This is a genomic window from Deltaproteobacteria bacterium, from assembly GCA_016709225.1.
Classification (GTDB): Bacteria; Myxococcota_A; Polyangia; order Nannocystales; family Nannocystaceae; genus Xiheibacterium; species Xiheibacterium phototrophicum.
Window position 1 is genome coordinate 3,339,597 of record JADJEE010000012.1, and the last position, 25,245, is coordinate 3,364,841.

Annotated in this window: 23 protein-coding genes and 1 tRNA gene; 12 read left to right on the forward strand and 12 right to left on the reverse strand. The window is 71.2% G+C overall.

Features of this window, described 5'->3' with window-relative positions:
* Nucleotides 1-169 precede the first annotated feature (169 nt).
* The 3 genes from IPH07_38835 to IPH07_38845 form a co-directional block, all read right to left on the reverse strand.
* Complete coding sequence (locus IPH07_38835; protein MBK6923409.1) at nucleotides 170-1,174, reverse strand: ketopantoate reductase; 1,005 nt, start codon at nucleotides 1,172-1,174, stop codon at nucleotides 170-172.
* A gap of 77 nt (nucleotides 1,175-1,251) precedes the next feature.
* Nucleotides 1,252-1,629: a hypothetical protein gene (locus IPH07_38840; GenBank protein MBK6923410.1), complete on the reverse strand. Its 378-nt coding sequence runs from the start codon at nucleotides 1,627-1,629 to the stop codon at nucleotides 1,252-1,254.
* A 92-nt stretch (nucleotides 1,630-1,721) separates the two neighbouring features.
* Nucleotides 1,722-2,453 (reverse strand): CPBP family intramembrane metalloprotease, encoded by a 732-nt coding sequence (locus IPH07_38845; protein ID MBK6923411.1) that lies wholly within the window; start codon nucleotides 2,451-2,453, stop codon nucleotides 1,722-1,724.
* A 198-nt stretch (nucleotides 2,454-2,651) separates the two neighbouring features.
* On the opposite strand from IPH07_38845, the gene IPH07_38850 reads away from it, so the two are divergent.
* Nucleotides 2,652-2,738, forward strand: a tRNA-Ser gene (locus tag IPH07_38850).
* 73 nt (nucleotides 2,739-2,811) lie between these two features.
* Here the strand turns inward: IPH07_38850 and IPH07_38855 are convergent.
* From IPH07_38855 to IPH07_38865, 3 genes are read right to left on the reverse strand one after another with little or no spacing between them, the layout of a single operon-like run.
* Entirely contained in the window at nucleotides 2,812-3,174 is a 363-nt protein-coding gene (locus IPH07_38855) for a hypothetical protein (protein MBK6923412.1), read from the reverse strand.
* Complete coding sequence (locus IPH07_38860) at nucleotides 3,171-3,671, reverse strand: hypothetical protein (GenBank protein ID MBK6923413.1); 501 nt, start codon at nucleotides 3,669-3,671, stop codon at nucleotides 3,171-3,173. The genes IPH07_38855 and IPH07_38860 overlap by 4 nt, the downstream gene beginning before the upstream one ends.
* A gap of 24 nt (nucleotides 3,672-3,695) precedes the next feature.
* Complete coding sequence (locus tag IPH07_38865; protein ID MBK6923414.1) at nucleotides 3,696-4,247, reverse strand: hypothetical protein; 552 nt, start codon at nucleotides 4,245-4,247, stop codon at nucleotides 3,696-3,698.
* 161 nt (nucleotides 4,248-4,408) lie between these two features.
* Here IPH07_38865 and IPH07_38870 point away from each other — a divergent pair, with 161 nt between their 5' ends.
* Both IPH07_38870 and IPH07_38875 read left to right on the forward strand, forming a co-directional pair.
* On the forward strand, nucleotides 4,409-5,353 hold the full coding sequence (locus IPH07_38870; protein MBK6923415.1) for a hypothetical protein: 945 nt from the start codon (nucleotides 4,409-4,411) through the stop codon (nucleotides 5,351-5,353).
* An 8-nt stretch (nucleotides 5,354-5,361) separates the two neighbouring features.
* A complete protein-coding gene (locus IPH07_38875; protein MBK6923416.1) occupies nucleotides 5,362-5,901 on the forward strand; it encodes a hypothetical protein in 540 nt (179 codons plus the stop codon).
* A gap of 7 nt (nucleotides 5,902-5,908) precedes the next feature.
* Here IPH07_38875 and IPH07_38880 read toward each other — a convergent pair whose 3' ends face one another.
* A complete protein-coding gene (locus IPH07_38880) occupies nucleotides 5,909-6,490 on the reverse strand; it encodes a hypothetical protein (GenBank protein MBK6923417.1) in 582 nt (193 codons plus the stop codon).
* Between the two features lie 172 nt (nucleotides 6,491-6,662).
* Between IPH07_38880 and IPH07_38885 the strand changes: the two genes are divergently transcribed.
* The gene (locus tag IPH07_38885; protein ID MBK6923418.1) at nucleotides 6,663-8,039 is read left to right on the forward strand and encodes an ATP-grasp domain-containing protein; all 1,377 of its coding nucleotides are present in this window, start codon (nucleotides 6,663-6,665) and stop codon (nucleotides 8,037-8,039) included.
* A 13-nt stretch (nucleotides 8,040-8,052) separates the two neighbouring features.
* On the opposite strand, the gene IPH07_38890 is transcribed toward IPH07_38885, so the two are convergent.
* From IPH07_38890 to IPH07_38900, 3 genes are all read right to left on the reverse strand, one after another.
* Nucleotides 8,053-10,332: a hypothetical protein gene (locus tag IPH07_38890; GenBank protein ID MBK6923419.1), complete on the reverse strand. Its 2,280-nt coding sequence runs from the start codon at nucleotides 10,330-10,332 to the stop codon at nucleotides 8,053-8,055.
* A 5-nt stretch (nucleotides 10,333-10,337) separates the two neighbouring features.
* A complete protein-coding gene (locus IPH07_38895) occupies nucleotides 10,338-10,496 on the reverse strand; it encodes a hypothetical protein (protein ID MBK6923420.1) in 159 nt (52 codons plus the stop codon).
* 220 nt (nucleotides 10,497-10,716) lie between these two features.
* The gene (locus IPH07_38900; GenBank protein ID MBK6923421.1) at nucleotides 10,717-11,274 is read right to left on the reverse strand and encodes an NAD(P)/FAD-dependent oxidoreductase; all 558 of its coding nucleotides are present in this window, start codon (nucleotides 11,272-11,274) and stop codon (nucleotides 10,717-10,719) included.
* A gap of 185 nt (nucleotides 11,275-11,459) precedes the next feature.
* Here IPH07_38900 and IPH07_38905 point away from each other — a divergent pair, with 185 nt between their 5' ends.
* The 6 genes from IPH07_38905 (at nucleotide 11,460) to IPH07_38930 (ending at nucleotide 18,824) form a co-directional block, all read left to right on the forward strand.
* Complete coding sequence (locus IPH07_38905; protein ID MBK6923422.1) at nucleotides 11,460-12,092, forward strand: sigma-70 family RNA polymerase sigma factor; 633 nt, start codon at nucleotides 11,460-11,462, stop codon at nucleotides 12,090-12,092.
* 7 nt (nucleotides 12,093-12,099) lie between these two features.
* Nucleotides 12,100-13,557, forward strand: coding sequence for a serine/threonine protein kinase (locus IPH07_38910; protein MBK6923423.1), 1,458 nt, complete (start codon nucleotides 12,100-12,102; stop codon nucleotides 13,555-13,557).
* Between the two features lie 27 nt (nucleotides 13,558-13,584).
* The gene (locus tag IPH07_38915; protein MBK6923424.1) at nucleotides 13,585-14,250 is read left to right on the forward strand and encodes a hypothetical protein; all 666 of its coding nucleotides are present in this window, start codon (nucleotides 13,585-13,587) and stop codon (nucleotides 14,248-14,250) included.
* Between the two features lie 64 nt (nucleotides 14,251-14,314).
* On the forward strand, nucleotides 14,315-15,664 hold the full coding sequence (locus IPH07_38920; GenBank protein ID MBK6923425.1) for a hypothetical protein: 1,350 nt from the start codon (nucleotides 14,315-14,317) through the stop codon (nucleotides 15,662-15,664).
* Between the two features lie 80 nt (nucleotides 15,665-15,744).
* Nucleotides 15,745-17,175, forward strand: coding sequence for a DUF1552 domain-containing protein (locus IPH07_38925; GenBank protein ID MBK6923426.1), 1,431 nt, complete (start codon nucleotides 15,745-15,747; stop codon nucleotides 17,173-17,175).
* Nucleotides 17,172-18,824 (forward strand): DUF1592 domain-containing protein, encoded by a 1,653-nt coding sequence (locus IPH07_38930; protein ID MBK6923427.1) that lies wholly within the window; start codon nucleotides 17,172-17,174, stop codon nucleotides 18,822-18,824. Before IPH07_38925 ends, IPH07_38930 begins: the two co-directional genes overlap by 4 nt.
* Before the next feature lie 21 nt (nucleotides 18,825-18,845).
* Here the strand turns inward: IPH07_38930 and IPH07_38935 are convergent, their stop codons facing one another.
* Both IPH07_38935 and IPH07_38940 read right to left on the reverse strand, forming a co-directional pair.
* Nucleotides 18,846-19,142 (reverse strand): hypothetical protein, encoded by a 297-nt coding sequence (locus IPH07_38935; GenBank protein MBK6923428.1) that lies wholly within the window; start codon nucleotides 19,140-19,142, stop codon nucleotides 18,846-18,848.
* A 95-nt stretch (nucleotides 19,143-19,237) separates the two neighbouring features.
* Nucleotides 19,238-20,119, reverse strand: coding sequence for a DUF2156 domain-containing protein (locus IPH07_38940; GenBank protein ID MBK6923429.1), 882 nt, complete (start codon nucleotides 20,117-20,119; stop codon nucleotides 19,238-19,240).
* Here IPH07_38940 and IPH07_38945 point away from each other — a divergent pair.
* On the forward strand, nucleotides 20,118-21,872 hold the full coding sequence (locus tag IPH07_38945; GenBank protein ID MBK6923430.1) for a hypothetical protein: 1,755 nt from the start codon (nucleotides 20,118-20,120) through the stop codon (nucleotides 21,870-21,872). The genes IPH07_38940 and IPH07_38945 overlap by 2 nt on opposite strands.
* A 94-nt stretch (nucleotides 21,873-21,966) precedes the next feature.
* Nucleotides 21,967-25,158 (forward strand): serine/threonine protein kinase, encoded by a 3,192-nt coding sequence (locus tag IPH07_38950; protein MBK6923431.1) that lies wholly within the window; start codon nucleotides 21,967-21,969, stop codon nucleotides 25,156-25,158.
* Nucleotides 25,159-25,245 lie beyond the last annotated feature (87 nt).

Below are 25,245 nucleotides of genomic sequence, written 5' to 3' on the forward strand. Positions count from 1 at the left end.
GCTAACAGAGGCGGCCGGACGCCGCAAGGGGGCGGCTTCGTGCGGGGTCCTCGCGGGTGGGGGCCGCCACGGCGGGCCGTGGCGGGCGCGGTTGCGGGTCTTGTCGATGGGGCTGGTTTCGTGCGGCGGGCACTCGTGGCGGGGCTCGCCGCGGGCGCCAAGGGGGCAGTCACGAGGCCGGTGGCAGCGCGTGCACCCGCTCGCCGAGCTCGCGCAGCGCAGTGGTCGGCAGGCCCTCGGCGTCGCCGAGCTCGACGTACGCACGCAGGCCGAGCCGCATCTGCTCGCCCACCTTGGTGAAGTGCACGCGCAGGTACGGCTCGAGCGGCAGCGGTACGATCGCCGGGGCAAAGCGCAGGGCCATGCGCACGAGCGCAGGTGAGTTGGCCAGTCGCGCGTTCCAGGGCACCGTGTCGGCGCCGATGCGATGGGCTGCGATCGCCATCGCCTCGCGCGCTGCGGTCGCGGCGTGCTCGAGGTGGTGGCCCGATCGCAGCGCCCGCAACGACCACTGCTGCGACTCGAGCGCGGCGAGGTACGCGTAGAGGATCGCGTTGGGGAAGGGTGCCGTGCGGGTGATGTCGTGGCGCCGCACCGCTGGCAGTCCGCCGCGCTGCAGCAGCTCCACCACCGCGTTCACGCGGGCCTCGGGGCCCGAGAATGCGCACGGCGACAGCGGCGGGAACCAGTACGCCATGCAGCGCTCGGCGAAGCGCGTCTCGCCGGGTAGCGGTGCCTGATAGCTGAGGAAGCCGATCATGCCGTCGACCATCCGGGCCTCGTCGATGACCGCCGACACCAGTGCACGATCGTCGAGGTTCGGCTGCAGGAACACGATCGTCGCGTCGCGACTGACACGGGCGATCGTCGACACCCACGGTGCGATCTCGTCGCCGTCGCGCAGCGCCGCCGACGACACCGTGAAGTAGACCTGATCCCAGCGCTGGCCGTCGGCCTCGTGCGGGGCAGTCACGAGATCGTAGCCCTCGAAGCGCTCGCGCTGCGGCGCGTGACCAACCCGTAGCCGCGCCATCGTCAGGCCACTGGCGAGCTCGGCTCGATACTTCGGCTTCACCAGCAACGTCACCGACGCGCCGGCCTGCGCGAGGTGATGCGCGAACACCTGACCCACCGCCCCAGCGCCGACCACGAGCACGCGCACGATGGTGCTCACGCTACCCCAGAAGCCGCGGGCGCGGGCGCGCATCCGGCCGGGGTCCATCCGTCACGCCGCGTCCGCGCGGGCCGATTTCACAGCCGCAGTGCCGCCGACAGGAACGTCGCGCAGCCCAGCATCGAGCCGCCGAAGCCGGCTGCACCGACCACGAACCACGGCATCACGCGGCGGCGACCCTCGGGGGCCAACGCGCCGTGGTGGGCGGTGGGGTTCCACCACCAGCGTGCGGGTCTGTGCGGCAGCGCGCGGCCCAGCACCACGTGGTACCCGATGCCGGCGAACACGCCGATCGTCAGGGAGAACGCGACCAACGCCGCGCCGACCTGCAGGCCCAACACACCCGGCAACGACACCAGCACCACGAAGACGACCGCGCCCATCACGATCACGACCTCGACGGGCACCGCAGGCCACGCGCGGGACGACGGCTCGGGCACGCCGCGGCGAGTCACGTGCACGAGCATAGCAGCCGCGCGGGGAGGGTTGCATCGGGCGCCTGCAGGCGTGCGTGTGCACGGGTGCCCGACCTGCTGAGCTCGCGCCGTCAGGGCGTCAGCAGCAGTGCGGCGAAGGCGAACGCGTTGTTGCCCATGTGCACGAGCATCGCCGGCCACAGCCGACCGCTGCGCTCGAGCGTCCACGCGAACACCAGCCCCAGCCACACGTAGACCACGAAGCCGGCCGGGTTGCCGTGGATGGTCGCGAACGCGATCGCGCTCAGCAGGTAGGCCGCCGTGCGGCCGCAGCCGCGACGCAGGCGCGCGAACAACAACCCGCGGAACAGCGACTCCTCCGCCAGCGGTGCCAGCAGCACCGCCGAACAACCGAGCACGACGACGGTGGTTCGATCGTCACCGCTGCGCCAGTCCTGCACGATCTCGACGATGCTGTCCTGCTCGGCCACCGGCGCGCCGACCAGCTCCGTGAGCGCTCCGATCACGATGCTGCCGACGATCGCGGCCGCGATGCCGAGCCCGGCTGTCGCCACGCCGCGCAGCGGATCTCGTGGCTGCAGCGGCGGCAGCTCGTCGCCCGGCTCGAGCAGTGCGCGGCGCGTGAAGGCCAGGTAGCACAGCGCCCCGATGCCGGTGATGAGCGGGCCGCCCACCAGCGACAGCCCCCGCGGCCCACCCTCGCCGCTGGGCCACAGCCCCAACGCGCGCAGTAGGAACAGCGCCGTCATGCCGCAGAACATCCCGAGGACCGCGAGCGCGAGCTCGGTCAGCGCCGCACGCCACCGCTCGGGCGCGTGGCCATGACCGGGGTTCGAGGCCATCTCTCGGTCCGAGCATGCCGAGAAACCGGCCGGTTTGTCTTGCGCCGCGCACCGCCGCCCCCGCGCCGTTCGCGGCCCGGCACTCGCGCGGCGCCTGGCCCCTTGATTCGCCGGCGGTTGTCCGCTAGCTTCCCGCGTCCGGAGCGTCGCCTCGCGCCGCCCCGCACGAGACGTCCGAACAACTGAAGACGCCTTCTTGGAACGGTGGCCGAGTGGCTGAAGGCACAGGTTTGCTAAATCTGCGTAGGGGAAACTCTACCGAGGGTTCGAATCCCTCCCGTTCCGCCCACCGTGGCACCGCGACTCGACGAAGCCGTCGAGTCGGGTCACGCGGAGGCCTCGCGACCCGAGCCGGACGTCACCCGCGCGAGCGTCGTGCCTGTCGACGCCACGCGACGAGCGACAGCCCGAGCACCGCGCCCACGAGATCGGCGAGCGCGTCCCAGCCGTCGGCCGAGCGCGGCCACGGCAGCCACGCCTGACCGATCTCGGTGCCGACCGCGGTGATCGACGCCGCGAGCAGCACCCGCGGCGGTCGCAGGCCGGCGCGCGCCCATGCGATGGCGAAGCCGACGAAGAGCGACAGGTGAATCAACTTGTCGAGGTGGGGCAGCTCGAAGCGTGGCTGCGGCGGTGGCGGTGCCCACAGCAGCAGGCACAGCGCGATCGTCCACACGATCGCGATCACAGTCCTGCGCAAGCGCGGCGTACCCGACGTCATGGCACGTCGATCGACGCCGCGCCGAGGCGGCACGACGGCTCGCAGTCGGCCCCGTTGGGGAAGTAGGTGTCGTACTGCGGCGCGAACGAGGACTCTGCGATGACCTCGCCGTCGCGCAGCACCGTCATCGAGAACTGCGTGGGCGCGGGCTCGATGTCGACCAGCACGGAGTGCGGCGGCACGGTGAAGCCGAACTCCGCCGGGCAGTCACCGTCGAGCACGCACGGCGGATCGCCGCCACAGCTCGCGGCGTCGCCCGAGAGCACGAAGCCGCAGCCATCGTCGACGCCGTCGACGCTCCACGCCAGCGCATAGCTGCCGCCATCGAACACGCCGGCGCTCGCGATCAGCGAGACCCGCAGCAGATCGGTGCACTGTCGCGTGCCGCAGCCGGTCGAGCCGCCGTCGTCCATCGTCGCGGCCACGTGGGGCACCGGCGCCACGCAGGCCGTGATCGCCAGCGCCGTCATCCACATCACGCAACGACGAAGCAACATGCGAGCTCGTGTGCCGTTCGGGGGTCAATCATCGGCCGCGCCGGCCTCGATCCACTGCCGCACGAGGTCGATGCGTTCAGCCTCGAGCGGCGCATTGGGCGGCATGGTGTCGCCGTCCGCGGGCATCGGGGCGGTGAGCTTCTCGAGCACGTAGGACGCGTCCGGGTCGGCGGGCACGACTCGGATCTTGCCGGCGACGACGCTCGAGGGCACATCGATCAGCGCCGCGTGGGCCTCGTCGCGCTCGAGCGACATCATGCCGGCAGGCGAGGGTCCACCCTTGTGGCAGGTCGAGAACACGCAGCTGACCTGGAACACTCGTTCATGCACTTCGGTGAAGCTCGGGGGCGCGGGCTCCCCATCGTCGCCACCATCGCACGCCGACGGCACCATCAGCAGCATCACGCTCGCGGCGACGCGGCGGAGGCTGTCGACCGCTCGGTCGGTTCGCGCCGGCTTGGTGCCGATGACCCGCGTCCGTGATCCTGACCGCATCAGTTCCATCACATCGTTCGTGAGGAACCCCAGCAGGCGTGCAGCAACTCCGCGTTCCATGACCTCGGCGAACAACGACATCGGGCTCGGCCTCCGCGCGCCGACCGTACGTTGCCGGGCTCGAACGTGTCAACGCTGCGCGCGTGTCAACGCTGCGCGCGTGTCAACGCTGCGCGCGTGTGATTGCGTCGACACAGCTGCTCTGATAACGAGTGCGGTGCGGGAACCAGGGGGATGAAGCGATGAAGCGACTTGCAGTGCTCTCGACGTGGATCGTGCTGGCGTGTGGCAACAGCGACGGCGATGCCAACGACAGTGCAGCCGATGGAGACGGCAGCAGCAGCGGTGGTGCCGGGGACGCGGTCGACGAGCGCGTCGAAGTCCCCACCGACGGCCCGGGCGTGCTCAACTTCGGCGGCGCCGAGTTCGTCGTGCAGCCGGGCGAGGACAAGATGGTCTGCATCTCGGTGGACTACGAGGGCGACGACATCGCCTACAAGAACGCGATCAGCCTGCAGGGCAAGGGCGGCCACCACGTGATCCTGCTGGGTGCCAAGAAGCCGCAGCCCGCCGGCACGATCGAGGACTGCAGCGACGGCGCCGACATGTCGAAGTACGACCTGCTGATGATCCCGCAGGAGCTGCCCGACGGCTACGGCACCAAGCTGCCCGCGGGCCGCCACATGGTGATCCAGTCGCACTACGTCAACACCACCGACAAGCCGATCCTCGTGCGGGACTTCGTCCAGCTCGAGACCCTCGCGCCGGCCGACGTGAAGACCTGGGCCGCGCCGATCGCCACCAACACCATCGATCTCATGGTCCCGGCCGGCAAGACCGCCGAGGCCGAGTTCGACTGCGAGCTGACCGAGGACGTCGAGCTGCTGATGGTCGGCGGCCACATGCACGAGTGGGGCACGACCTTCGAGATCGAGATGGGCCCCTCGGTCGACGCGCTCGAGTCGCTCTACTTGGTCGATCCCTGGCACGCGGACTTCCGCGACGTCCCGCCGGTCACGCTGTTCCTCGAGAACCCGAAGCCGCTGCCCAAGGGCACCATCATCCGCACCAGGTGCACGTGGCAGAACACCGAGGCCGAGGACCTCACGTTCCCCCACGAGATGTGCTCGACCTTCGGCATCCTGGCCGGCATCCAGAACCCCATCGAGTGCCGCATCGGCGAATGATCCCCGACATGCGAAAGTTCATCGTTCTCGTTGCGTTCGCGGTCGGCTGTGCGGCCGACGGCTCGGACTCGGATGACGAAGGTGCGCAGACCGGCGCGGCCGACGGCTCGTCGGGTGCCGCCGACGGCTCGTCGAGCGGTGGCGCGGCGGCGACCGGCACCGTCACGCTGACCTTCGGCGTGTCGAACGGCGTGCGCATGGGCCCGACGCTGGTCGACCCGTTGGTCGGCCACGTCTACGGCGACCTCTTCCTGACCTCGGACGTGACCATCACGGGCCCCACCGACGACGCCGTTTCGGTGGCGTCGATCGACCTCGACGGCGTCGATCTCAGCACCGACGAGGTCTCGACGGTGAGCTGGTCGAGCGAGGCGATCCCCGCCGGCGACTACACGTTCCTCGGCATGTTCGACCTCGACGGCAACTTCGAGACCACCGACCACAACCCCGACCCGGGTGATCCGGTGACGCTGCCGAACCAGAAGTTCGAGATCGTCGCCGAGCAGGACACCACCTTCACGGTGGTGTTCGAGCTCGTCTACGGCTGAGCGACCCTCACGGCGGCGGACCAGCTGTGATCTCGATGAGGTTCCAGCTGTTCACGCCGTGGTTGTGCACGTGATACTGCACGAACGTGCCCGCCGGGATGTCGTGATCGGTGACCCAGCCGTACGACGCCAGCGCGCCGTCGGAGGGGATTTCGACCTCGTACTCCCAGCGCACCTGGCCCTCGATGGACACCGCGGCGTAGCCGATCGCGGGCTCGACCGCGCGGAGGTCGAAGTGCCACATCCGCACGTTCACGTGCTCGCCGGCGTGGACGTCGTCGAGCAGCGGTTGCTCGACGGTGATGTAGTCGCAGAAGTCGGTGTGGACCTCGAACGAGGGGTATCCGCCGAAGTCGATCGGCCCGAAGCCGTCGATCGGGGGGCACTCGATCGCGTCAGGCTTGTCGGCGCGGAACAGATCGCGTTCGTCGGGTGCGGCGACGAATTCGTAGAGATCGACCAGCTGGCGTGGCTCCGCGGGCGCACCGTCATCGCTGCTCGCGGCCCCGTCGTCGGCGGGCGCCGCGTCGCACGCGAGCACGACGTGCACGGCGGCCAGCAAGAGCAGTGGACGTCGGCGGCGAAGCATCGCAGGTGTTCGCAGTAGACCACGAACGCGGGTGAGCCTCTGCGCTGGCAGCAGTGATCGGTCACACGACGGCGGTCACCGTGCGCGTGGGAACCCGGAGCCGTGCAGGTGGACGCGCGCGCGCAGCCGCGTTGCGGGGACACCCGTGGGGCTGCTAGCGTCGTGCCCGTCGATGGCCGAGCCGAACGCGCGCGTACCCCTGTTTCGTCGGTTGTTCATCGCCAATCGCGGTGAGGTGGCGGTACGCGTCGCGCGGGCCTGCGACGAGCTCGGCATCACGCCGGTGTTCGCCGTGTCGGAGGCCGATCGCGAGGCGCCGTGGGTGGTCGGCCGCGAGTCGGTGTGCCTGGGCCCGGCGCGCGCGACCCAGAGCTACCTCGACGCCGAGCGCGTGGTGCAGGCCGCGCGGCAGAGCGGCTGCACCGCGTTGCATCCGGGCTGGGGCTTCCTCTCGGAGAACCCGCTGTTGGTGTCGCTGTGCGAGCACCACGGCGTGACCTTCATCGGGCCGCCGGCCCATGTCATGCACCTGATGGGCAAGAAGATCCCCGCCAAGCGCACGATGAAGGCCGCGGGGCTCGAGGTGATCCCCGGCAGCGACGGCGTGCTGCGGGATGCCGACGACGCCCGCGCGACCGCCGACCGGATCGGCTACCCGGTGCTGCTGAAGGCCAACAGCGGCGGCGGTGGCCGGGGCATGCGGATCGCCCGCAGCGGCGACGAGGTCGCGAGCGCGTACGCCGACGCGCAGGCCGAGGCCCGCGCCGCGTTTGGTGACGACCGCGTGTACATGGAGCGGCTGATCGAGGGCGGTCGCCACGTCGAGATCCAGATCATCGCGGATCGCTGGGGGCACGCGTGCCATCTGGGCGAGCGCGACTGCACCGTGCAACGCAATCACCAGAAGCTCATCGAGGAGTCGCCGTCACCGGTGCTCGACGAGCTGGTGCGCAGCGCGACCCTGGCTGCCGCGGTCGAGGCCGCCCGCAGCATCGGCTACGTCGGCGCCGGTACCATGGAGTTCCTGCTCGATCGCGACCCCACGACTGGCGTGGGTGTGCTGCGCTTCATGGAGATGAACTGTCGCCTGCAGGTCGAGCACTGTGTCAGCGAGCAGCGTGCCGGCGTCGACCTCGTGCACGAGCAGATCCGTGTGGCCGCGGGCCATCGGCTCTCGTTTCGTCAGGAGCAGATCGAACTGTGTGGCCACGCGATCGAGTGCCGCATCAACGCGGAGGATCCGAGCGCCGGCTTCCGCCCCGCGCCGGGCCTCATCACCGCGTGGGAGGTGCCCAGCGGCCCTGGCATCCGCGTCGATACCCACGTGCAACCCGGCTACGTGGTGCCACCGCACTACGACAGCCTGCTGTGCAAGGTGATCGCGACCGCGCAGACCCGCGACGCCGCAGCGGATCGCATGATCGCCGCGCTCGGCGAGCTGCGCTGCGAAGGCGTGCCGACGACCGCGGCGATGCACCGACAGATCCTCGCATCGTCGGCGTTTCGCAGTCATCAGTACGACACGCGGACCATCCCCGGCTGGCCCTGACCTGGGGGCAGCGTCACGGCACGGTCGGGTTCGGGTGGCCGTCGAGCCGCAGCTGGTAGACGAAGTAGGTCGGCGTGCAGAAGCCCAAGCCGCGGGCGTGGAGCGTCGCGAGTGCCTCGGGGGCGACGTCGCCGTGGGCGAGGAAGTCGGGCAACGCCTGGCAAATGTAGTCCTCGCGGCAGGGACGCTGCGCGTCGCAGCGGTCGAGGCGGCCGCGCACGACGCTGCGGGCGAAGGTGGCCTGATCGAAGACGCCGGTGGCCATGGCCTCGAAGCCGCGGCCGCCGACGATGGCACACAGCTCGCTGGCGTGCGGATCGTCGACCACGGCGGTCAGGGTGCGCTCGTCATCGCGACAGTTGCGACTGACGCGACCCAGCGGCACGCCAATCTTCATGGGCCGGCATCGCAGCGCGGCGGTGCCCATGCCGCCATCTCGGAGCTGATGACGCGGGCGTTGTTGCGCGATGCGATCGGTGAAGCTGCGGACGTTGAACGAAAGCCACGCCCGCGCGTCGTCGAGCGCGGGGCCGTCTTCGATCGTCGCGGCCAGGCAGGGATCGCCGGCCTGCAGCGCTTCGACGCTCGGCACGCACATGCCGAGCACCGCGGGGCGCGTCGCGTGGTTCGCGAGTGCTTCGCAGGCGAGGCCGTCGGCACAGCGCCAGCGACTCGCAGGCGCGAGCGCATCGCCCGGCAGTGGGCACGGCCCGCCCTTGCCTGCGACGGGCGCGTCGTCGGTATCGCGCGGGGGCGCGCCCGGGTGCGGTCGCAGGCGTTCGGGCGCGGTACCGGCCGCGAGCGCGGCGAGGTACGCGGTGCGTCGCGGCAGCTCGGCGGCGACGTGGGGTGAGAACGGCAGCTGCACGCGGTTGCCATCGGTCGCGGCCATCACGGCGTCGGCATCGCGACCGAAGGGACGGTCGACGCCGAGCATGTGGAAGCCCGCGGTCGAGCCGTGCTGATGGCAGCCCATGCACGACGACGCATCGAGCCGCTCGAGCAGGCCCCGCGCGTCGCCGACGAAGCGCGGCGCGGGCAGGGGCGCAGCCGCGAGGATCTCGCGGGCCTCGGGCTCGGCGAGGATCGCCGAGAACGGGCGATTGGCGAGCCGAACGCTGCCGTGGGTCGACCACGACAGCGCGACGTCGGCCAGCAGCTCCCGCGGCAGCACGAACGTGCCCTCGTCGATCTCGCGCAGGTGCTCGCGCAGGTACGTCGTCAGTGCGGCGCGCTTGTCGGGGTCACGACGGATCGCCAGCACGTCCGGCGTGTTCTCGAGCGGGGCCGGCCGCAGGCGCCCACCGTCCAGCGCGAACACCCGCATCGCATACATCGCCTGGCCCGCGAACCCGCGACCATCGACGCGCTCGAGGTCGGAGGGGAAGCGGACCAGCTGCGCGTTGATCTCCAGCTGGCGGAAGCGGGCGGCGCCCGGCGCCAATGGGCCCGCCAGCCACGCGTCGGCGATCTGCGCGACGTTGCCGTCGTGCAGTGGTTCCGCGCGCCAGCGCTGCGCGACCACGCGACAGCCCTCGCCGTCGTCGGGCACCGCGAAGACCACGTTGATCGTCAGCGGAAGCCGTGAGGCCGCGAGCTTGCCGTCTTGCGGGTGCTCGTAGGAGAGGCGATAGATCAGCCGCAGTTCGCCACAGCCACCGATGAAGTCGCGGCGGTCGGGGCGATAGACCACCGCGGCGAGGGGGAAGCGGGCGTCGGGCGAGCGCAGCCACGCGGCCCGCAGCACCCGCGCGACATTGCCGTTGCCGCGATGATCGAGGTCACCGCCCTGCTCGGTCTTCGCGGCGGTGCGATCGTAGGTGCGCGTGATGTCGTCCTCCCAATCGATCGCCAGCTCCTCGACCACGCGCGCGAGGTCGGCGGCCAGCGTGTCCGCGATCGATCGCCAGTGCGACGGTTCACCATCCGCGTGCGCTGCGTCGAGCGATGCGCCCGTGGTCGGGTCGCCAGCGGGTGGGGCGGGCAGCGGCTTGCCATCGATGCGACCGATGATCGTGTGCAGCGACAGCGGTGCGCTCGCGTCGGCGTCCCAGCGCGCCAGCAGGCGTGGATCGGTCACGAGGTGCATCGGCGTCGCGGCCGGGTCGATCTCCACATCCGAAGCCGCGTGGCCCGGCGGCGTGGTGTCGGCCTGCGGCGCGCTCGCGTCGGACTCGGCCTTCGCGCGCGCACCGGGTGTGCCGACCTCCGAGGGCGTGCCGCAGGCCAGCAGCAGTGCGAGCGGGCCCGCCCACGGTGCACGGCCGAGAGCTGGCGGATACGTGGCGCGCACGCCGGTCATGCCTCCCAGGGCGCCCCGCCGTCAGCCATCGACGCGAGCAGGTCGGCATCGACGCAATCCTGCGGGCGACCCGAGGCGCGCTTCAGTCGGATGAGCTCTTCGCGCCCGACGACCTCGACCATCGTTCCATCGATCAAGTCGGAGGGGAGGGCCATCGGGGTGCTCCAGTCGCCACGCTTGCGCGCACATCTCCCAGACGGCCGCGAGGCGCTCGGTGGGCGAGGTGGAGCGCCAGAAGTCGAGCTCGAATGCAGCGTTGCCGCCGGCAGGCACGGTGCCGCCGGTCCAACTGCGGCGTCGTTGCTCTGCGCGCGCGGCCCTGCTCATCCTTCGCGAGGATAGCATGGCCTCGTCCGCGCCCCGGCCGACCAAGCATCACGACTCGGGCGGCGAGTCCCAGTCGACCACGTCTTCGCCCTTCTCGCGCGAGAGGATGTCGATCGCCGCGGCGGCGCCATCGCCCGCGCTGATGATCGCCTGGCTGCGGCCCGGTCGTGCGAGTCGACCCACGACGTATACGCCCGGCACCGAGCTGGCGCCGTTGCGATCGGTCTGCACGCCGCGTTGCTCGTCGAACGCGAGCCCGAGCATGCTCGCCAGCTTCGGGCTCTTGCCCTCCGACAGCACCAGGTACTTCGCGCGGACTTGCGCACCACCCTCGAGGGTCACCGCGAAGCCGTCGCCGTCCTTCGCGACGGTCTCGACGCGCACGTCCTCGATCGCGCCGCCTTGCGCCGTGACCTGGGCGCGACCGATCTTCTGGAGCTCGGAGCCGTGGATCTCCTCGAAGCCGAGGTAGTTGCGCAGCAGCGCCCAGTGCATCGCGGTCTTGTCCTGGCCGAAGACCACCACCTGCTTGCCGGCCTTGGCCAGGAACAACGCCGCACTGAGGCCGCCGGGGCCGTCACCGATCACGATCACGTCGCGTGTCATCTGGGGCATCGCACTGCTTCGCTCCTGCGGGCGAGCTTGCACGCGGCCGCGCCGCGTTGCCAGCGTCGCAGTCGTCCGCGGCTCGCCGTGCTCGCGCTGCCTCGCGCGGGCCGACGGCGCGGTCGCCTCCGCGGGGCTGCTCGCCCGCATCGCAGCGCTCGTGTACCATCGTCCACTGGGATCCGATGGGGCCGCGGGACTCAGATCTGCTCGAGCGCTGGCGTGCAGGTGACCGCAGCAGCGGCGAGGCACTGATCGCGAAGCACTACCGCAGCGTGCTGCGCTTCTTCGAGCTCAACGCCAGCTGGGCCGCCGAGGATCTCACGCAGCGGACGTTCATGGCGTGCATCGAGGGCGCCGCCGCGCTCCGCGACGTCGAGGCGTTCCGCGCCTACCTGTTCGGCGTCGCGCGGCGGCAGCTCGCCCAGCACCAGCGACAGATGTCGCGCACCAAGGCGCTGCGGCGCTTCGATGCCACGCCGCAAGCTGGCAGCGCCCAGCTCACCACGCTGCTGGCGCGTAGTCGCGAGCAGGTGCTGGCGCTGCGCGCACTCGCGACGCTGCCGCGCCGCGTGCAGACGCTGCTCGTCCTGCACTACTGGGACGGTGTGGGCATCGGTGAGCTCGCGGCCAGCGAGCGCGTGCCGACCAGCACGATCCGCACCCGCCTCGCCCGCGCCCGCGACTCGATGCGGGCCCGACTGGGCGAGCTCGACGTCACACCCACCGCGGGCCCCACCGACGAGCAGCTGCGCATGCTGATGGTCTCGCTGGTTGCCACCGACGATCCGCGCGTCTCGGTCTCGAGCCGGGCTTGAGGCAGCCGTGACACCGTCGGTGGATCCTGCGATCACCCACGGGCCACTCGGACCCGGCACGCGCCTGGGTCGCTATCAAATCTTGCGTCGGCTCGCGACCGGCGGCATGGCCGAGCTGTATCTCGCGCGCCACGTGGGTGCCGCCGGCTACCAGAAGGTGGTCGCGCTCAAGCGGGTGCGGCCGCACCTGGCCGAGGACCAGCAGTTCGTCGCGCGCTTCCTCAACGAGGCCCGCCTCGCGGCTGGGCTCGACCATTCGAGCATCGCGCACGTGATCGACTTCGGTGTCGAGGGTGGCGAGCACTTCATGGCCATGGAGTACGTCCACGGCCGCAGCGTGATGCAGCTGCTGCAGCAGTTCGAACGTTGCCCGCTGCCGCTCGCGTGCGCCGTGCTGATCGTGCGCGACGTCGCGGCCGCGCTGCACCACGCCCACGAGCGGCGCGGCCCCGACGGCCGTCCGCTCGGGCTGGTCCATCGCGACGTGTCGCCGTCGAACGTGCTGGTGAGCTTCGACGGCGACGTGAAGTTGGTCGACTTCGGCATCGCCAAGGCCACCGCCGAGGGCAGTGCGACCCGCACGGGCACGATCCTCGGCAAGCTCTCGTACATGGCGCCCGAGCAGCTCCGCGGGCAACGCATCGATCGCCGCTCCGACGTGTTCGCGCTCGGTGCCCTCGCGTACGAGCTCATGACCGGCGTGCGGTGCTTCTACGCCGAGGGCGAGTTTGCGCTCATCAACCGCGTGGTCGCGGCCCGCTTCGAGCGCCCGTCGGCGGTCGTCGAGGGCTTTCCACCGGCGCTCGAGGCCATCCTCGCGCGGAGCCTCGCGGCCGATCCCGACGCCCGCTGGGCGGACGCGCGGGAGCTGCAGCTCGCGCTCGAGAGCTTCGCAGCGACGGCGGGACATTCGCTCTCCAAGCTCGAGCTGGCCGAACACATGCGCGCCTGCTTCGGCGACGAGCCGTATCCCCGCACCGACGTCGTGCCGCTGCCGACCGAGGCGGTGGTGTCGACGACCGAGGCGGTGGCATCGATGGAGCCGACGCCGGTCGGACGCACGCGTCGACGCTCGCCGGCCGCGTGGGTCGGCGTGGCGCTGGTGACTGGCCTCGTGGTTGGCTTGGTGACGCGCGAGTGGCTCGGCGACGACGAGCCTGCGCCCGTGGTCGCGCCCGAGCTCGGCACCGGCGAGCGCGAGTCCGCACGGGCCCCCGCCGTCGCGGAGGTCGGTGCGGATCCGCCGAGCAAGGTCGAGCCCTCGACGCATGGCGATGCCCCGAATGCGCAGGCCGGCGAGTCGTCCCCATCGACGTCGAGCCCCGCGGCGGCACCCGAACGCCGCTCGCGCGGCCGGACACCGGCGCGCCGGAGATCGTCGGGCTCGGCCGTCACACCCACCGCTCCGTCGCGCGATGCGACGCTGCGCGACTTCTTGCCGCCGTCGCGACGCAAGGACGAATGAGCGCGTCTGCTAAGCTGCGGCCCCCGGATGCACTGGCCGTGTCTCGTCGTCCTCGCCCTCGCGCCGCCGTCCGCCGCGGACGATGCCGCGCAGCGGATCCGCGCGGGCGACTATGCCGGGGCGGCGGCTGCGTTCGAGCGCGGCTATGCCGAGACCGGCGATCCTGCGCTGCTGTTCGGTGAGGCCCAGGCGTTGCGGCGCGCCGGGGACTGTCGTGCCGCGATCGCGGTGTTCGAGCGCTTCATCGCGACCGAGCCGCCGCGCGCCGACGTCGACGCAGCGAGCGACGCGATCGATGCCTGCCGCGGGATCCTCGGTCCGGCTGCAGCGCCGCGGGTCGACCCGACGCCACCGCGCGAGCCACCGACGCCGCCACCCGAGCCCACCACGCCACCGTGGTCCGCGGATCGTGCGGGCGCGGTGTTGCTCGGGGTCGGGGCCGTGCTCGCGGTGGTCGGCGCCGGCTTGTTCGGCGCGTCGTACACGCGGCTCGATGCGCGCCCGTCGTCGGAAGCGGACTTCGAGCGACGCCGAGGGACCGTGCGTCCCATGTGGGGCAGCGGCCTCGGATTGCTCGCCGCAGGCGGGGCCCTCGCGGTGGGTGGGGCGATTCGATGGGGCGTGGTCGCGCGCGGCCGCACGCGCGCCCGCGTCGTGGTCGCGCTCGACTCGGGGGTCACCATCCGCTTCTGAGCTGCCGACGAGAACGCGACGATCTGGCATGGGGAGGGCGGTGGGCCCCTGCTAGCATGGGTCCGTGGTGGGCCCTCGCGCGAGCATCGTCGCCCTCGCGGCGCTGGTCGGCGCGGGTTGTCCGTCGCTGGGCAGCTTCGAGTGTCGCACGCCGCAGGAGTGCAACCGGCCCGAGCTCGTCGGCGGGCAGTGTCTGGCCGACGGTGCGTGTGCATATGCCGACGACGCGTGCGCGTCGGGCCTGCGTCGTTCGCCGTATGCGTCGTCGCGCGCCGGCACCTGCGTGCCGCTGCCGGACACCACCGGCGATGCATCGGATGTCTCGGGCGTGCTCGACACCGACAGCGGACCCGAGCGCGTCACCGGCGGTGCGATCGAGTGCCAACGCGGCTACGCGTATCGACGCGAGCTCACGATCGAGGCCGGCGCGCCGGTCGAGGCAGGCCACTCGATCGCGGTACCGCTCGACCACGCCGCGCTGGTGGCCGCCGGAATGTCGCTGCCGGACGGCAGCGACGTGCGTGTGTTCGAGGTGGTCGACGATTGCCCCGTCGTCGAGCTCGATCGCGTCGCCGATCCGCGCATCGGTTGGAACGCCGCCGACACGCGGGTGTGGTTCGCCGCGCCCGCGGCAGTGGCGACGGGCGAGGTCCAGCGCGGCATCTTCCTCTACTACGGCCACGACGATCCGGCGCCGGTGGCCAACGACTGGAATGCGGTGTTCGAGGTCGGCAGTGACTTCGAGGGCGACGAGCTGCCGCCGGGCCTGCTGGCCTCGATCAATCCCCCCGGGGCGCTGAGCGTCGATGGCGGAACGCTGCGCGTGTGGTACGACGCGCTCGACATCGCCGCGGCGGCGATCGTGGTGTTGTCCGAGCCGTTGCCGGACGATCGTCGCTTCGAGTTCGTCAACCGAGCCCGCCTGGTCTCGGGCAACGATGTCGACTCGAACATGAAGTACTTCACGTTGGTCGCGTCGGCGCAGCCGCCCGAGGTCAGCCTCCCCGAGCCGGAACACGACCGTCGCATGATCTCGGCCCAGCACCTGACCAGCCACGCGCAGGGCCTGGCCTACACCGCGACCGGCGGGGCGGATCTGTCGTGGGACGGCGCGGCGTGGATCGAGCCGTCGGTCTTCTGGGGCGACGCCGGCCTGGGCACCTACACGACGCACGCGCTGGTCAGCTCGGCGGACGAGTTCTACGTGGTGGCCTCCGACGGCGACGAGCTGCTCACCACCACCACCGCCGTGCCGTGGTCGTCGGTCCGCGATCCCGGGGGCCCGCACTGGCTGTACATGGGCGAGGTCTTCGTCGATCACTACGTCTGCGTCGCCGAGTACGATTGGTTCTTCCTGCGGCGCACGCTCGATCCCGAGCCGACCGTGACGCTCGGGGGCGAGTCCGCGCTCTGATCTCCGGACGCGATTGCGATCGACCCCACACGATCGGCAAGGTGGGACGCTTCGCGTGCTCGGGTAACATGGGCACCACGATGCGGCACACACGATGGTCGAGGCGACGCCTGCTGGCGGCGGCCGGGATCGGGGTCACCGGCAGCGCGCTCGCGCCGTTCCTGCCCCGCTCGGTTGCGGAGGCGGCGACCCAACCCAAGCGGCTGGTCCTCATCACCAACGGTCAGGGCACCGACATGACGCGGTGGCGGCCGATGGGCACCGAGACCGACTTCACGCTCAGCTATGCGCTCGAGCCCCTCGCGGCCTATCAGAGTCGCATGCTCGTGCTCGATGGGATCGACAACGAGGCCGCGATCCGCGGTCCGGGCACCGGTCACTTCGGACAGGGCACGATGTGGACGGGGGTCGAGGTGCCGACCGGCACCGTGCGTCCGGACGAGATGCTCGGCTGGCCGACCGCGGCGTCGATCGACACGATCATCGGCGAGCGCATCGGTGGCGAGACCAAGTTCCCCGCCTACTACTGGGGCACCTGGCCGATCGCGACCGATGGCGACAACCAGGGCCCCAACGGCATCTGCCACTACCGCACCGGTACCCCCGATGCCGCGCAGCCGATCAATCCCCAGCTCAACCCCGCGAGCGCGTTCGACACCCTGTTCGACGGCGTGATGGGCGACGACCCGGCGATCGCCGCCCGCATCCGCGCCGAGCGCAAGAGCGTGATCGACCTCGTCAACGGCGAGCTCACCCGCGTGCGCACCGAGATGCCGGATGTCGATCGCGCGCGCTTCGACGCCCACCTCGACAGCCTGCGCGAGCTCGAGAAGCGCATCAGCCAGGTGACCGCAGCGTGCGAGGTGCCGATGCGCCCCGACGACTACAGCGAGAGCCAGGTCCACGACTACAACCTGGTCCACGTCTTCACGCGCTTGCAGTTCGAGCTGATGCGCCACGCGTTGTTGTGCGATCTGACGCGCGTGGCCTGCTTCGACTGGCCCCACTCGGAGGGCTACGGCAACTACATGGTGGAGGAGGGCTACGCACGCAACTTCGGCTCGATCCACACGCTGGCGCACACCATGAGCTACGACGTCGTCGGCGACACCGTACCGTCCGACCAGGACCGCGCCATCGCCCGCGAGGACATGGCGAACCTGCAGAACTGGCGCTCGAAGATGCTGGCCACCGAGCTGCTCGATCTGCTGCCCGCCGACGTGCTCGACAACACGCTGCTGGTGTGGGCGTCGGAGATGAGCGAAGGCGGCACGCACTCGAACCGCAACGTGCCGATCGTGATGGTCCAGGGCAGCAGCTTCGGCGCGTTCACGGCCGGACGCTACCTGCGATGGGGTAGCTACGACCCGATCAGCAACTACTCCGAGTACACCGGCGGTCAGCCCATGAACAAGCTGCTGGTCTCGATCTGCCAGGCCATGGGCCTCGCGGATGTCGACGCGGTCGGCGATACGACCATCTCGACCGGTCCGCTGGAGGAGCTCGCATGAGACGCATCGTCCTCGCCACGGTCCTCACACAGGGCGTCGGCTGCTACACCGGGCTTGGTGCCGCAGGGGGTGCGGGCGCCGATGGGGGCGACGACGCGGCCACGACCGGAGGGTCGGCTGCCGACGACGCGGGCACCGGTGACAGCGGCGACGCGGCCGACGTCGCGGTCTCGCCATCGGGCCTCGCTCGCCTCACACGCGCCGAGTACGAGCGCACGGTCACTGCGATCTTCGGCGACGCGTTCGCTGCCGAGATCGACTTCGAGAAGCTGCCGTCGGACGGCAAGATCGGCCGCTTCGTCAGCAACGCGGGCCTCGACGTCAGTGTCGACGCCGCCGATGCGTATCGCGTGGTCGCCGAGGACATCGGCGAGGCCGCGGGCGCCCACGCGGCCGAGCTGCTCGGTTGCGAGGAAGCGCCGGCGTGCGTGTCGGCGTTCGTCGCCACCTACGGCCGCCGGATCTATCGCCGACCGCTGTCGGACGCGGAGCTCGGCGTGTTCACGCAGTTCTGGGACGCCACCCGCGAGAGTGGCACGCTCGCCGACGCGATGCGCATGGTGGTCACGGCGATGCTGCAGACGCCCGACTTCCTCTACCTGCTCGAGAAGGGCGCCGAGGGCGACGACGACGACGTCCGGCGCCTGACCGGCTTCGAGGTCGGCGCGCGGCTGTCGTTCTTCCTGTGGGGGCAGGGGCCCGACGACGAACTGCTCGACGCGGCTGCGGCCGGCGAGCTCGACGCGCCCGAGGGGCTGCGTGCCCACGTCGACCGCCTGCTCGCCGATCCGCGTGCCGACGAGACCATCGTGCGCTTCCACGAGAGCTGGCTCGGCATCGAGGCGCTCGAGACGGAGCTGGTCGACGCCGAGCGCTTCCCGCAGTTCGAGGCCCTGCGCGACGACATGGCCGACGAGACCCGACGCTTCGTGCTGCACGTGTTCCGCGAGGACGACGCCCAGCTCGCGACCTTGCTGGGTGCCGACTACTCGTTCGCGTCGCCGGAGCTCGCTGCGTTCTATGGCGATGGTGTGACCGAGCAGGGGCAAGACGGCGAGATCACGCTCGACGGCAGCCAGCGTCGCGGTCTGCTGACCCACGCCAGCTACCTGACCACCCACGCCCGCACGCCCGAGCGCGCGCCGATCTACCGCGGCAAGAGCCTGCTCACCGACGTGCTGTGTCGCGAGCTGGTGCCGCCGCAGGGCGTGAGCACGACCATCGACTTCGACTCGAGCTCGTCTGCCCGCCAGCAGATCGAAGACGCCACCGCAGGCCCGACCTGCGCGGGGTGCCACAAGATGATCAACCCGCTGGGGTTCCTGTTCGAGAACTACGACGGCGTCGGCCAGTGGCGCACGATGGACGGCGAGTGGCCGGTCGAGTCGGCGGCCGAGGTCGTGGGCACGGATTTCGACGGCACCTACGCCAACGCCACCGAGATGATCGACGCGCTCGCGGCCAGTCCGGCGGCGGCCTCGTGCGTCTCGCGGCAGTGGCTGCGCTTCGCGCTCTCGCGGCCCGACGGCCTCGAGGACGAGGGCTCGATCGACGCCGCCTCGCAGCAGGCGGGCGGCGACATGCTGCAGCTCATCGGTGCGCTCGCGGGCACGGACGCGTTCCGGCACCGCCGCCTCGCGAGCGAGTGACCCGCGAGCGCTCGCCGATGTTCAATCGTCCCGGCGGCCGAACAGGCGCCGCACGAGGCGAATGATCGCGTTGAAGGGTCCGAGGTCGACGCTGCTCTCGCTGACGTGTGTGACCACCGTGCCGTCGTCCTGCCGCTCCTGCGTGACGCGGGTGCGGGTGAACGGCGACGCATCGAGGCGGGGAAAGGCGCCGCTGCCATCGTCGAAGCCACCCGCGGTGGCCTCGGCCTTTGCGTGGCACGGCGGGCAGATCATGCCGTCCGCCGCGAACAGGGCGTCCGCCTCGTTGATGGAAGCCTGACACGAGTGACAGCGCACCTGCTTCATTCCGACGTAGACGTGCCACCGGCGGGTTCGATCACGGAAAAATGTTTGGACCAACCGTGCCGCGGTGACGCGATGTCGGCCCGAGCTCACCCGAGCACGGAGAACGAGGGCTCCATCCGCAGCGGGCGGTAGGACAGCTTCGCTCGGCGTAGCCCGGGCGCGCCCATGTCCTGCTCGCGATTGACGAAGCGGAAGTGCGTCGGGATCTCCCGTGCATACAGCTGACCGAGTGCCTGGTACGCGCCGGGATACGAACGATCCGCGAGCTCGAAGTGCACGACGAACGTCTCCGCACCGAGCGGCTCGCCGAGCGCCACGCCGATCGGCAGCCCGCGATGCCCGCGCAACAGACGGCTCGTGAAGCCGAGCCGCTCGTGGTGCTGGAGCGCCCGCACGAGCGCGACCGCATCCGGCGCGTGCAGGTCCCCGCACGCGCGCTCGGCCAGCGCCATCGCGTCGTGCCAGTTCGCCGCGCCGAGCGGCTCGAAGCGATGCTCGCCGGCGCGCATGAATGCAGCGACATGGTTGCGCTTGCCGTGATGACGTCGGCCGGGCAGCTCGGCGAGGTCCTCGCGCGCATACACGTAGTCGGCGTTGTCGCGATCGTCGACGAGCGTGTAGCCGGCACGCCGCAGCGCCTCGGCCACGCGGGCCGGCACGTAGTCGATCCGCGCCGCGCCGCCGCGACGCCGCAGGAGCTCGAGGCATGCGTCGACGACCGGACGCACGTCGGCGTCGCGACCGACCGGGCACACGAAGCGCTCCTCTTCATCCACGACGTAGCGGACGAGCAACCAACGATCGGCGAAGATCGCCCAGCTGGTGCCGAACACCGGCTGCCACGGGAACAGCGCTCCGAAGCTGTACTCGCACAGCGGATGCCGCGCGCGATCGAAGAAGCCCTGCACCACGGCGCGATCGGGCAACGCGAGCGGCGAGAAGGCGAGATCCGCGACGGATTGCAGCATGGAGCTGGGCGCTCCTAGACAGACGCCGCGCGCGGCCGCGCGGTTTCTCGCCACCGGCGCCCGTCCGCAGAACCCCCAGGTTCCAATCCCGCCCGAGCTCACGACCGTGACGCCCGGCCACCGCCCAGATGCACGTCTGCACCGTTGTGACACCTGCCCCGAAGTGCGGTCACGCCCGGCGCCGCCGCGTCGATCGTCGGCATGGGCGCCACCACGGGCGCTACGATCGGAGGCGATGCGACTGTCCTTCGTTGCGGTGTTGATGCTGATCTTCGCCACCACCACCGCGTTCGCGGCACCCTCGCTGCCGCGTCCGCGAGGCCCGGCGGCGCCCGCCAGGTCCGCGCCGCGCAAGGCGTGGCCGGCCGGGCACAAGAGCGCCGCGAAGCGCACCGACGCGGAGCCACGCATCGGATCGTGGACTTACGCGAAGCTGCATCATCCGGAGGTCGTCGCCGAGGTGTTGCGGGACGTCGCGGCCGGCAAGCGCTCGCGCGACGAGGTCGCTGGGCTCGCGAGCCCGGAGCAGCTCGAGTTGCTGCTCGCCGCGAAGCTTCCCGAGCGCGATGCGGCGCGCAGCCGTGGGCCCGTCGGTGCGCCACCGCGTGGGCAGACGCGCAAGCAAGCGCGCGGCATGGTCCAGTCGGAGTGGGCGCAGCTCGCGACGGTGCTGACCGCACCACCCGAGTACTCACCGAAGCAGCTGCAGCTGCCGGCGGCCTACGACAAGGAGGTCAAGCGGCAGTCGGTGTGGTTCACGGCGAATGCCGACGGCTTCGTCACCGCGACGCTGCCCACCGGGGCGCCGTTTCGGATCTCTCGCATCGTGGCGTACGACGGCTCGTACACGATGACGGCGACCGGGCCGCTGATGAACGCTTCGGACTCGCGCACGAGCGCACCGTTCGCGCTCGCCGTGCGTGCGGGACAACAGTTCGCGGTCACCGTCGAGTTCGCGCCGCAGTTCGAGCTCGGCAAGATGATGGCCGGCATCAAGAAGGGCAAGCTGCGGGTGAAGGACGAGAAGTTCAGCGTCAGCGTGCCGATCTCGGCGATGTTCAACGGCGTGCGCATCGAGGGCGTCGTGCTGAGCCCAACCGCGGACCTGCTCGTGCTCGACACGTACGTGCCCGTGCAGAAGGCAAAGTTCACCACGAAGATGCAGGTGCTCAACCTCGGTGCCGCTCGCACGGCCACGATCACGGCCGACACCCTGCCCACCGGCATGACGCTGGTGGGATCGCCGAGCGTGGCGCTCGCCGCCAATGAGGCGAAGACCGTCGACGTCACGCTGCAGCTGGACGGCGGGGTCTACGGCTCCGGTCAGCCGCTGGAGCTGCGCGCGACGGCGCCTGGCGGCCTCACATCGAGCACGGCGATGAGCGTGACCGTGGTGAGGAGCGAGCGCTACTGGGAGTTCGAGGACAACATCGAAGGCGTCGATCTCTCGATCGTCTATCGCCTCGACAGCGCCGGCAATTGGAACCTCTTCGCGACCGAGTGGAACCGCAGCAGCCTGCTGCCCTGGGATGTCGAGTTCCAGCTCGTGCTCGGCACCGACTACGTGCCCAACTGGTCGTACAACATCGGCCTCGGCACGAAGGACGGCCTCGCTGGCCCCAAGTTCGCCAACCAGTCCGACGGATGGAACGACCCCGGTCCCGACGGCAAGAATACGTGGTCGAAGGACTTCTTCGCCGATCTCGTCGCACGGCCGGCGCACTTCCACATCAACATGGAATCGCGGCCGTAGCCGTCACCGACGTGTTGCTCGGCCCCGTCGTCGCCGCGGGCGGTGGCCCTGGGCGGGCGCGGCTCGGTCCACCCGCGTGTTACGCTGATCTGCGGTGGTCGACACCGACTCGCTCACCCGCCTCGATCGAGCCTCCGGTGACGGCGAGTCCTCGTCGACGCCGGGCGCTGCGTCCGATCGGGTCGGTGCAGACCCGTACGCCGACCTCGGCCGCGCACTCGGCCGCTACGTGCTGGTCGAGCGCATCGGCGAGGGCGGCATGGGCACGGTCGAGCGTGCCTATGACCCCAAGCTGCACCGCGAGGTCGCGCTCAAGCGCGTGCGCCGTGGGGCCGTCGGCACCGAGGCCGCGGCTCGCATGCTGCGCGAGGCGCAGGCGATGGCGCAGCTCAGCCACCCCAACGTGGTCGCGGTGCACGACGTCGAGGTCATCGACGACGTGGTGGTACTCGCGATGGAGTACGTCGCAGGACCGACGCTCGATGTCTGGTGCGCGGCGCCGGCTCGGCCGTGGCGGGCGATCGTCGGCGCGTACGTGCAGGCGGCCCAGGGCCTGCTCGCGGCCCATCGCGTGGGCCTGGTGCATCGCGACTTCAAGCCCTCGAACGCGCTCGTCACCGACGACGGCCGTGTGAAGGTGCTCGACTTCGGGCTCGCGAAACCCGTCGCCGATGCGCCGCAGAGCGAGTCGTCGATGCTGGCGTTCATGTCGGGCACGGCCGACAGCGTCAGCCTGGAACGCACGCTGACGCGGGCCGACACCGTGGTGGGCACGCCCAAGTACATGGCGCCGGAGCAGCACGTCGGAGACGCCGCCGACGCGCGCGCCGATCAGTACGCGTACTGCGTCGCGCTGTGGGAGGCGTTGGCGCGGGCGCCGGTGTTCGCCAGCCAGGACTTCGACGGCCTGGTCGCGATGAAGCAGTCCGGCCCGCCGCCGTGGCCTGCGATCGACGGGGTTCCGGCGGCGCTGGGCGAGGCGCTTCGACGCGGCCTCGCGGCCGATCCGACTCGGCGTTGGCCCGACATGGCAGCGCTGGTCGCCGTGCTCGAGGCGCACGCGCGTCCGCCCGAGCGCGCCGGCACGCGGAACCGGTGGCTGATCGGTGCGGGGGCGGCCGCGATCGCAGCGGTCGTGGTCACGCGACTGTCCGCGACTCCGCCGTGCGCCGAGGCTGGAGCGCGCATGCGCGAGACGTGGAGCGAGGCTCGCCGGGGCGAGCTGGCCGCGTCGTTCCACGCCGCAGGCAGCGTCATCGCCGACGACATGGCCGCGCGTGTCGGCGCGCTGGTGGACGAGCGCGTCGATCGCTGGCGTGCGGCCGCCGTCGATGCCTGTGAGGCCACGCGCGTACGCGGCGAGCAATCCGAGGCCCTGCTCGACCTCCGCGGCGCGTGTCTGGAGCGGCGCCGGGTCGAGCTGGACGTTGCGGTGCAACAGCTCGTCGATGATCCCGGTGTGGTCGCGGCCGCGGTCGACCTGATCACCGCACTGCCCGCGCTCGAGGTCTGTGCCGACGCCGAAGCGTTGCAGGCCGAGATGCCACCGCCGCGCGACGCCGAGCTCGCGGCGCGGGTCGACGCCGCGCGCGAGCAGCTGGCCCACGCCGCGAGCTCCCTCGCTGCGGGTCACTTCGAGGTGTCGTTGGGACAAGCGCTCGCCGTCAACGGTGAGGCCACGCTCGACGAGTACCCGCCGCTCGCGGTCGAGACCGAGCTGGCGGTCGCCGCGGCGCTGGCCCGCCTGGCGCGCTGGGCCGAGGTGGTGCCGCGGCTCGAGGCCGCGCTCTCGACCGCGCTGCAGCGGGGCTACGACGAGTCGGCGGTGCGGGCTGCGATCGCGCTCGCCAACGCGGTCGGGGTGTCATTGATGCGACCCCGCGAGGGCCGCGTGCACGCCGAGGTCGCACTGGCGCTCGCGCGTCGCCGTGATCCCGGCGGCGAGCTCGAGGCCGAGGCGCTGGCGGCGATGGGGGCGGTGGTCGGGACCGATGGCCGCGGCGTCGATGCAGAGGCTCGACTGCGCGAGTCGCTGGCGCTGTTCGAGGCGCTGCGCGGCGACGACTCGCTCGACGCTGCGCGCCTGCATGCGCTCATCGGCATGTCGCTGTGGTCCCAGGGGCGCTTCGCCGAGGCCGAGGTCGAGCACCGCCGTGGGCTCGCGATCCGCAGCCTGCGACTCGGCCCCGATCATCCCGACACCGCCGCCTCGCACGGCGGTCTCGGCAACGCGCTGCTGGGCGAGGGGCGCCTCGACGACGCGCTCACGGAGTTCGCCGAGGCCTTGCACTCGCGCGAGCGCTCGCTCGGCGTCGATCATCCCGAGACTGCGAACGCGCGAGCCAACCTCGCACGGGTCTATCAGGCCATGGGGCGCAACGAGGACGCCGCGCAGGAGCAGCTGCGCGCGCTCGAGTCGCTCGAGCGCTCGCTCGGGCGCGAGCACCCGATGACCGCAGGGCACCGTCTCAACTACGGCATCACGCTGATGCGACAGGACCGGCTCGTCGAGGCCGAGCAGGAGTTTCGCAGCACCGCCGAGAGCTTCGCTCGCTCGCTGTCACCGGAGCACCCCTACACCGCCACCGCGCAGTTCAACGTCGGCAAGGTGTTGGTGCGCCAGGGGCGAGTCGACGACGGCATCGCGTGGTACCAGCGCGCGTTGGTGACGATGCTCGCGGCGCAGGGGCCCGAGCACCGCGACACCGCTGCGATCCGCATCAACCTCGCCGACGCGCTCGAGGCCCAGGGGCAGCTGCGCGAGGCCGAGGTCGAGCTGCGCAAGGCGGTCGCGGCACTGACGAGCAGCTTGGGCCCGCGGCATATCGACACCGGCGGTGCGCGCAACAACCTCTCGGGGTTGCTCGAGACCCAGGGTCGCCTCGAAGAGGCCGAGGCCGAGGCGCGCGTGAGCCTCGAGATCATCGTGGAGTCGACGCCAGAGACCAACGCGAACCTCGCGATCGCCTTCTACGACCTCGGCGATCTCGTGCGTCGCAACGGCCGCACGGGCGAGGCGGTCGCGCTGCTCGAGCGGGCGCTCGAGCTGAGCGATCGGGCAGAGATCGTCCCGCACGAGCGCGGCGAGATCATGTTCGGGCTGGCGCGGGCACTCTTCGAGACCCCGGCACAGCGCCAGCGCGCGCTCGGGCTCGCCCGCCAGGCGCTGACGCTCTACCGCGAGGACGACGCCGGCATCGCGGGCGATCGCCGCGAGTTGCAGGAGTGGCTCGCCGTGAACGATCGCGAGTCGGAGGCGCCGCCCCATGGGCGACCCGGCCAGTGAGCCGACCCCGGCGTGCGACCGCGACCAAAGCGGCCGTGCCCCGCGCGATGTCGAGCCGTGAGACTTTCCGCTTGGGTGGTTCGGGAA

Coding starts and splice junctions, on each gene's coding strand:
- IPH07_38875 (MBK6923416.1), top strand. CDS start 5,362: ATGCGAAAGTTCATCGTTCTCGTTGCGTTCGCGGTCGGCTGTGCGGCC.
- IPH07_38915 (MBK6923424.1), top strand. CDS start 13,585: ATGCACTGGCCGTGTCTCGTCGTCCTCGCCCTCGCGCCGCCGTCCGCC.
- IPH07_38940 (MBK6923429.1), bottom strand. CDS start 20,119: ATGCTGCAATCCGTCGCGGATCTCGCCTTCTCGCCGCTCGCGTTGCCC.
- IPH07_38925 (MBK6923426.1), top strand. CDS start 15,745: ATGCGGCACACACGATGGTCGAGGCGACGCCTGCTGGCGGCGGCCGGG.
- IPH07_38930 (MBK6923427.1), top strand. CDS start 17,172: ATGAGACGCATCGTCCTCGCCACGGTCCTCACACAGGGCGTCGGCTGC.
- IPH07_38905 (MBK6923422.1), top strand. CDS start 11,460: ATGGGGCCGCGGGACTCAGATCTGCTCGAGCGCTGGCGTGCAGGTGAC.
- IPH07_38845 (MBK6923411.1), bottom strand. CDS start 2,453: ATGGCCTCGAACCCCGGTCATGGCCACGCGCCCGAGCGGTGGCGTGCG.
- IPH07_38855 (MBK6923412.1), bottom strand. CDS start 3,174: ATGACGTCGGGTACGCCGCGCTTGCGCAGGACTGTGATCGCGATCGTG.
- IPH07_38880 (MBK6923417.1), bottom strand. CDS start 6,490: ATGCTTCGCCGCCGACGTCCACTGCTCTTGCTGGCCGCCGTGCACGTC.
- IPH07_38945 (MBK6923430.1), top strand. CDS start 20,118: ATGGAGCTGGGCGCTCCTAGACAGACGCCGCGCGCGGCCGCGCGGTTT.
- IPH07_38860 (MBK6923413.1), bottom strand. CDS start 3,671: ATGTTGCTTCGTCGTTGCGTGATGTGGATGACGGCGCTGGCGATCACG.
- IPH07_38895 (MBK6923420.1), bottom strand. CDS start 10,496: ATGGCCCTCCCCTCCGACTTGATCGATGGAACGATGGTCGAGGTCGTC.
- IPH07_38885 (MBK6923418.1), top strand. CDS start 6,663: ATGGCCGAGCCGAACGCGCGCGTACCCCTGTTTCGTCGGTTGTTCATC.
- IPH07_38865 (MBK6923414.1), bottom strand. CDS start 4,247: ATGTCGTTGTTCGCCGAGGTCATGGAACGCGGAGTTGCTGCACGCCTG.
- IPH07_38900 (MBK6923421.1), bottom strand. CDS start 11,274: ATGACACGCGACGTGATCGTGATCGGTGACGGCCCCGGCGGCCTCAGT.
- IPH07_38870 (MBK6923415.1), top strand. CDS start 4,409: ATGAAGCGACTTGCAGTGCTCTCGACGTGGATCGTGCTGGCGTGTGGC.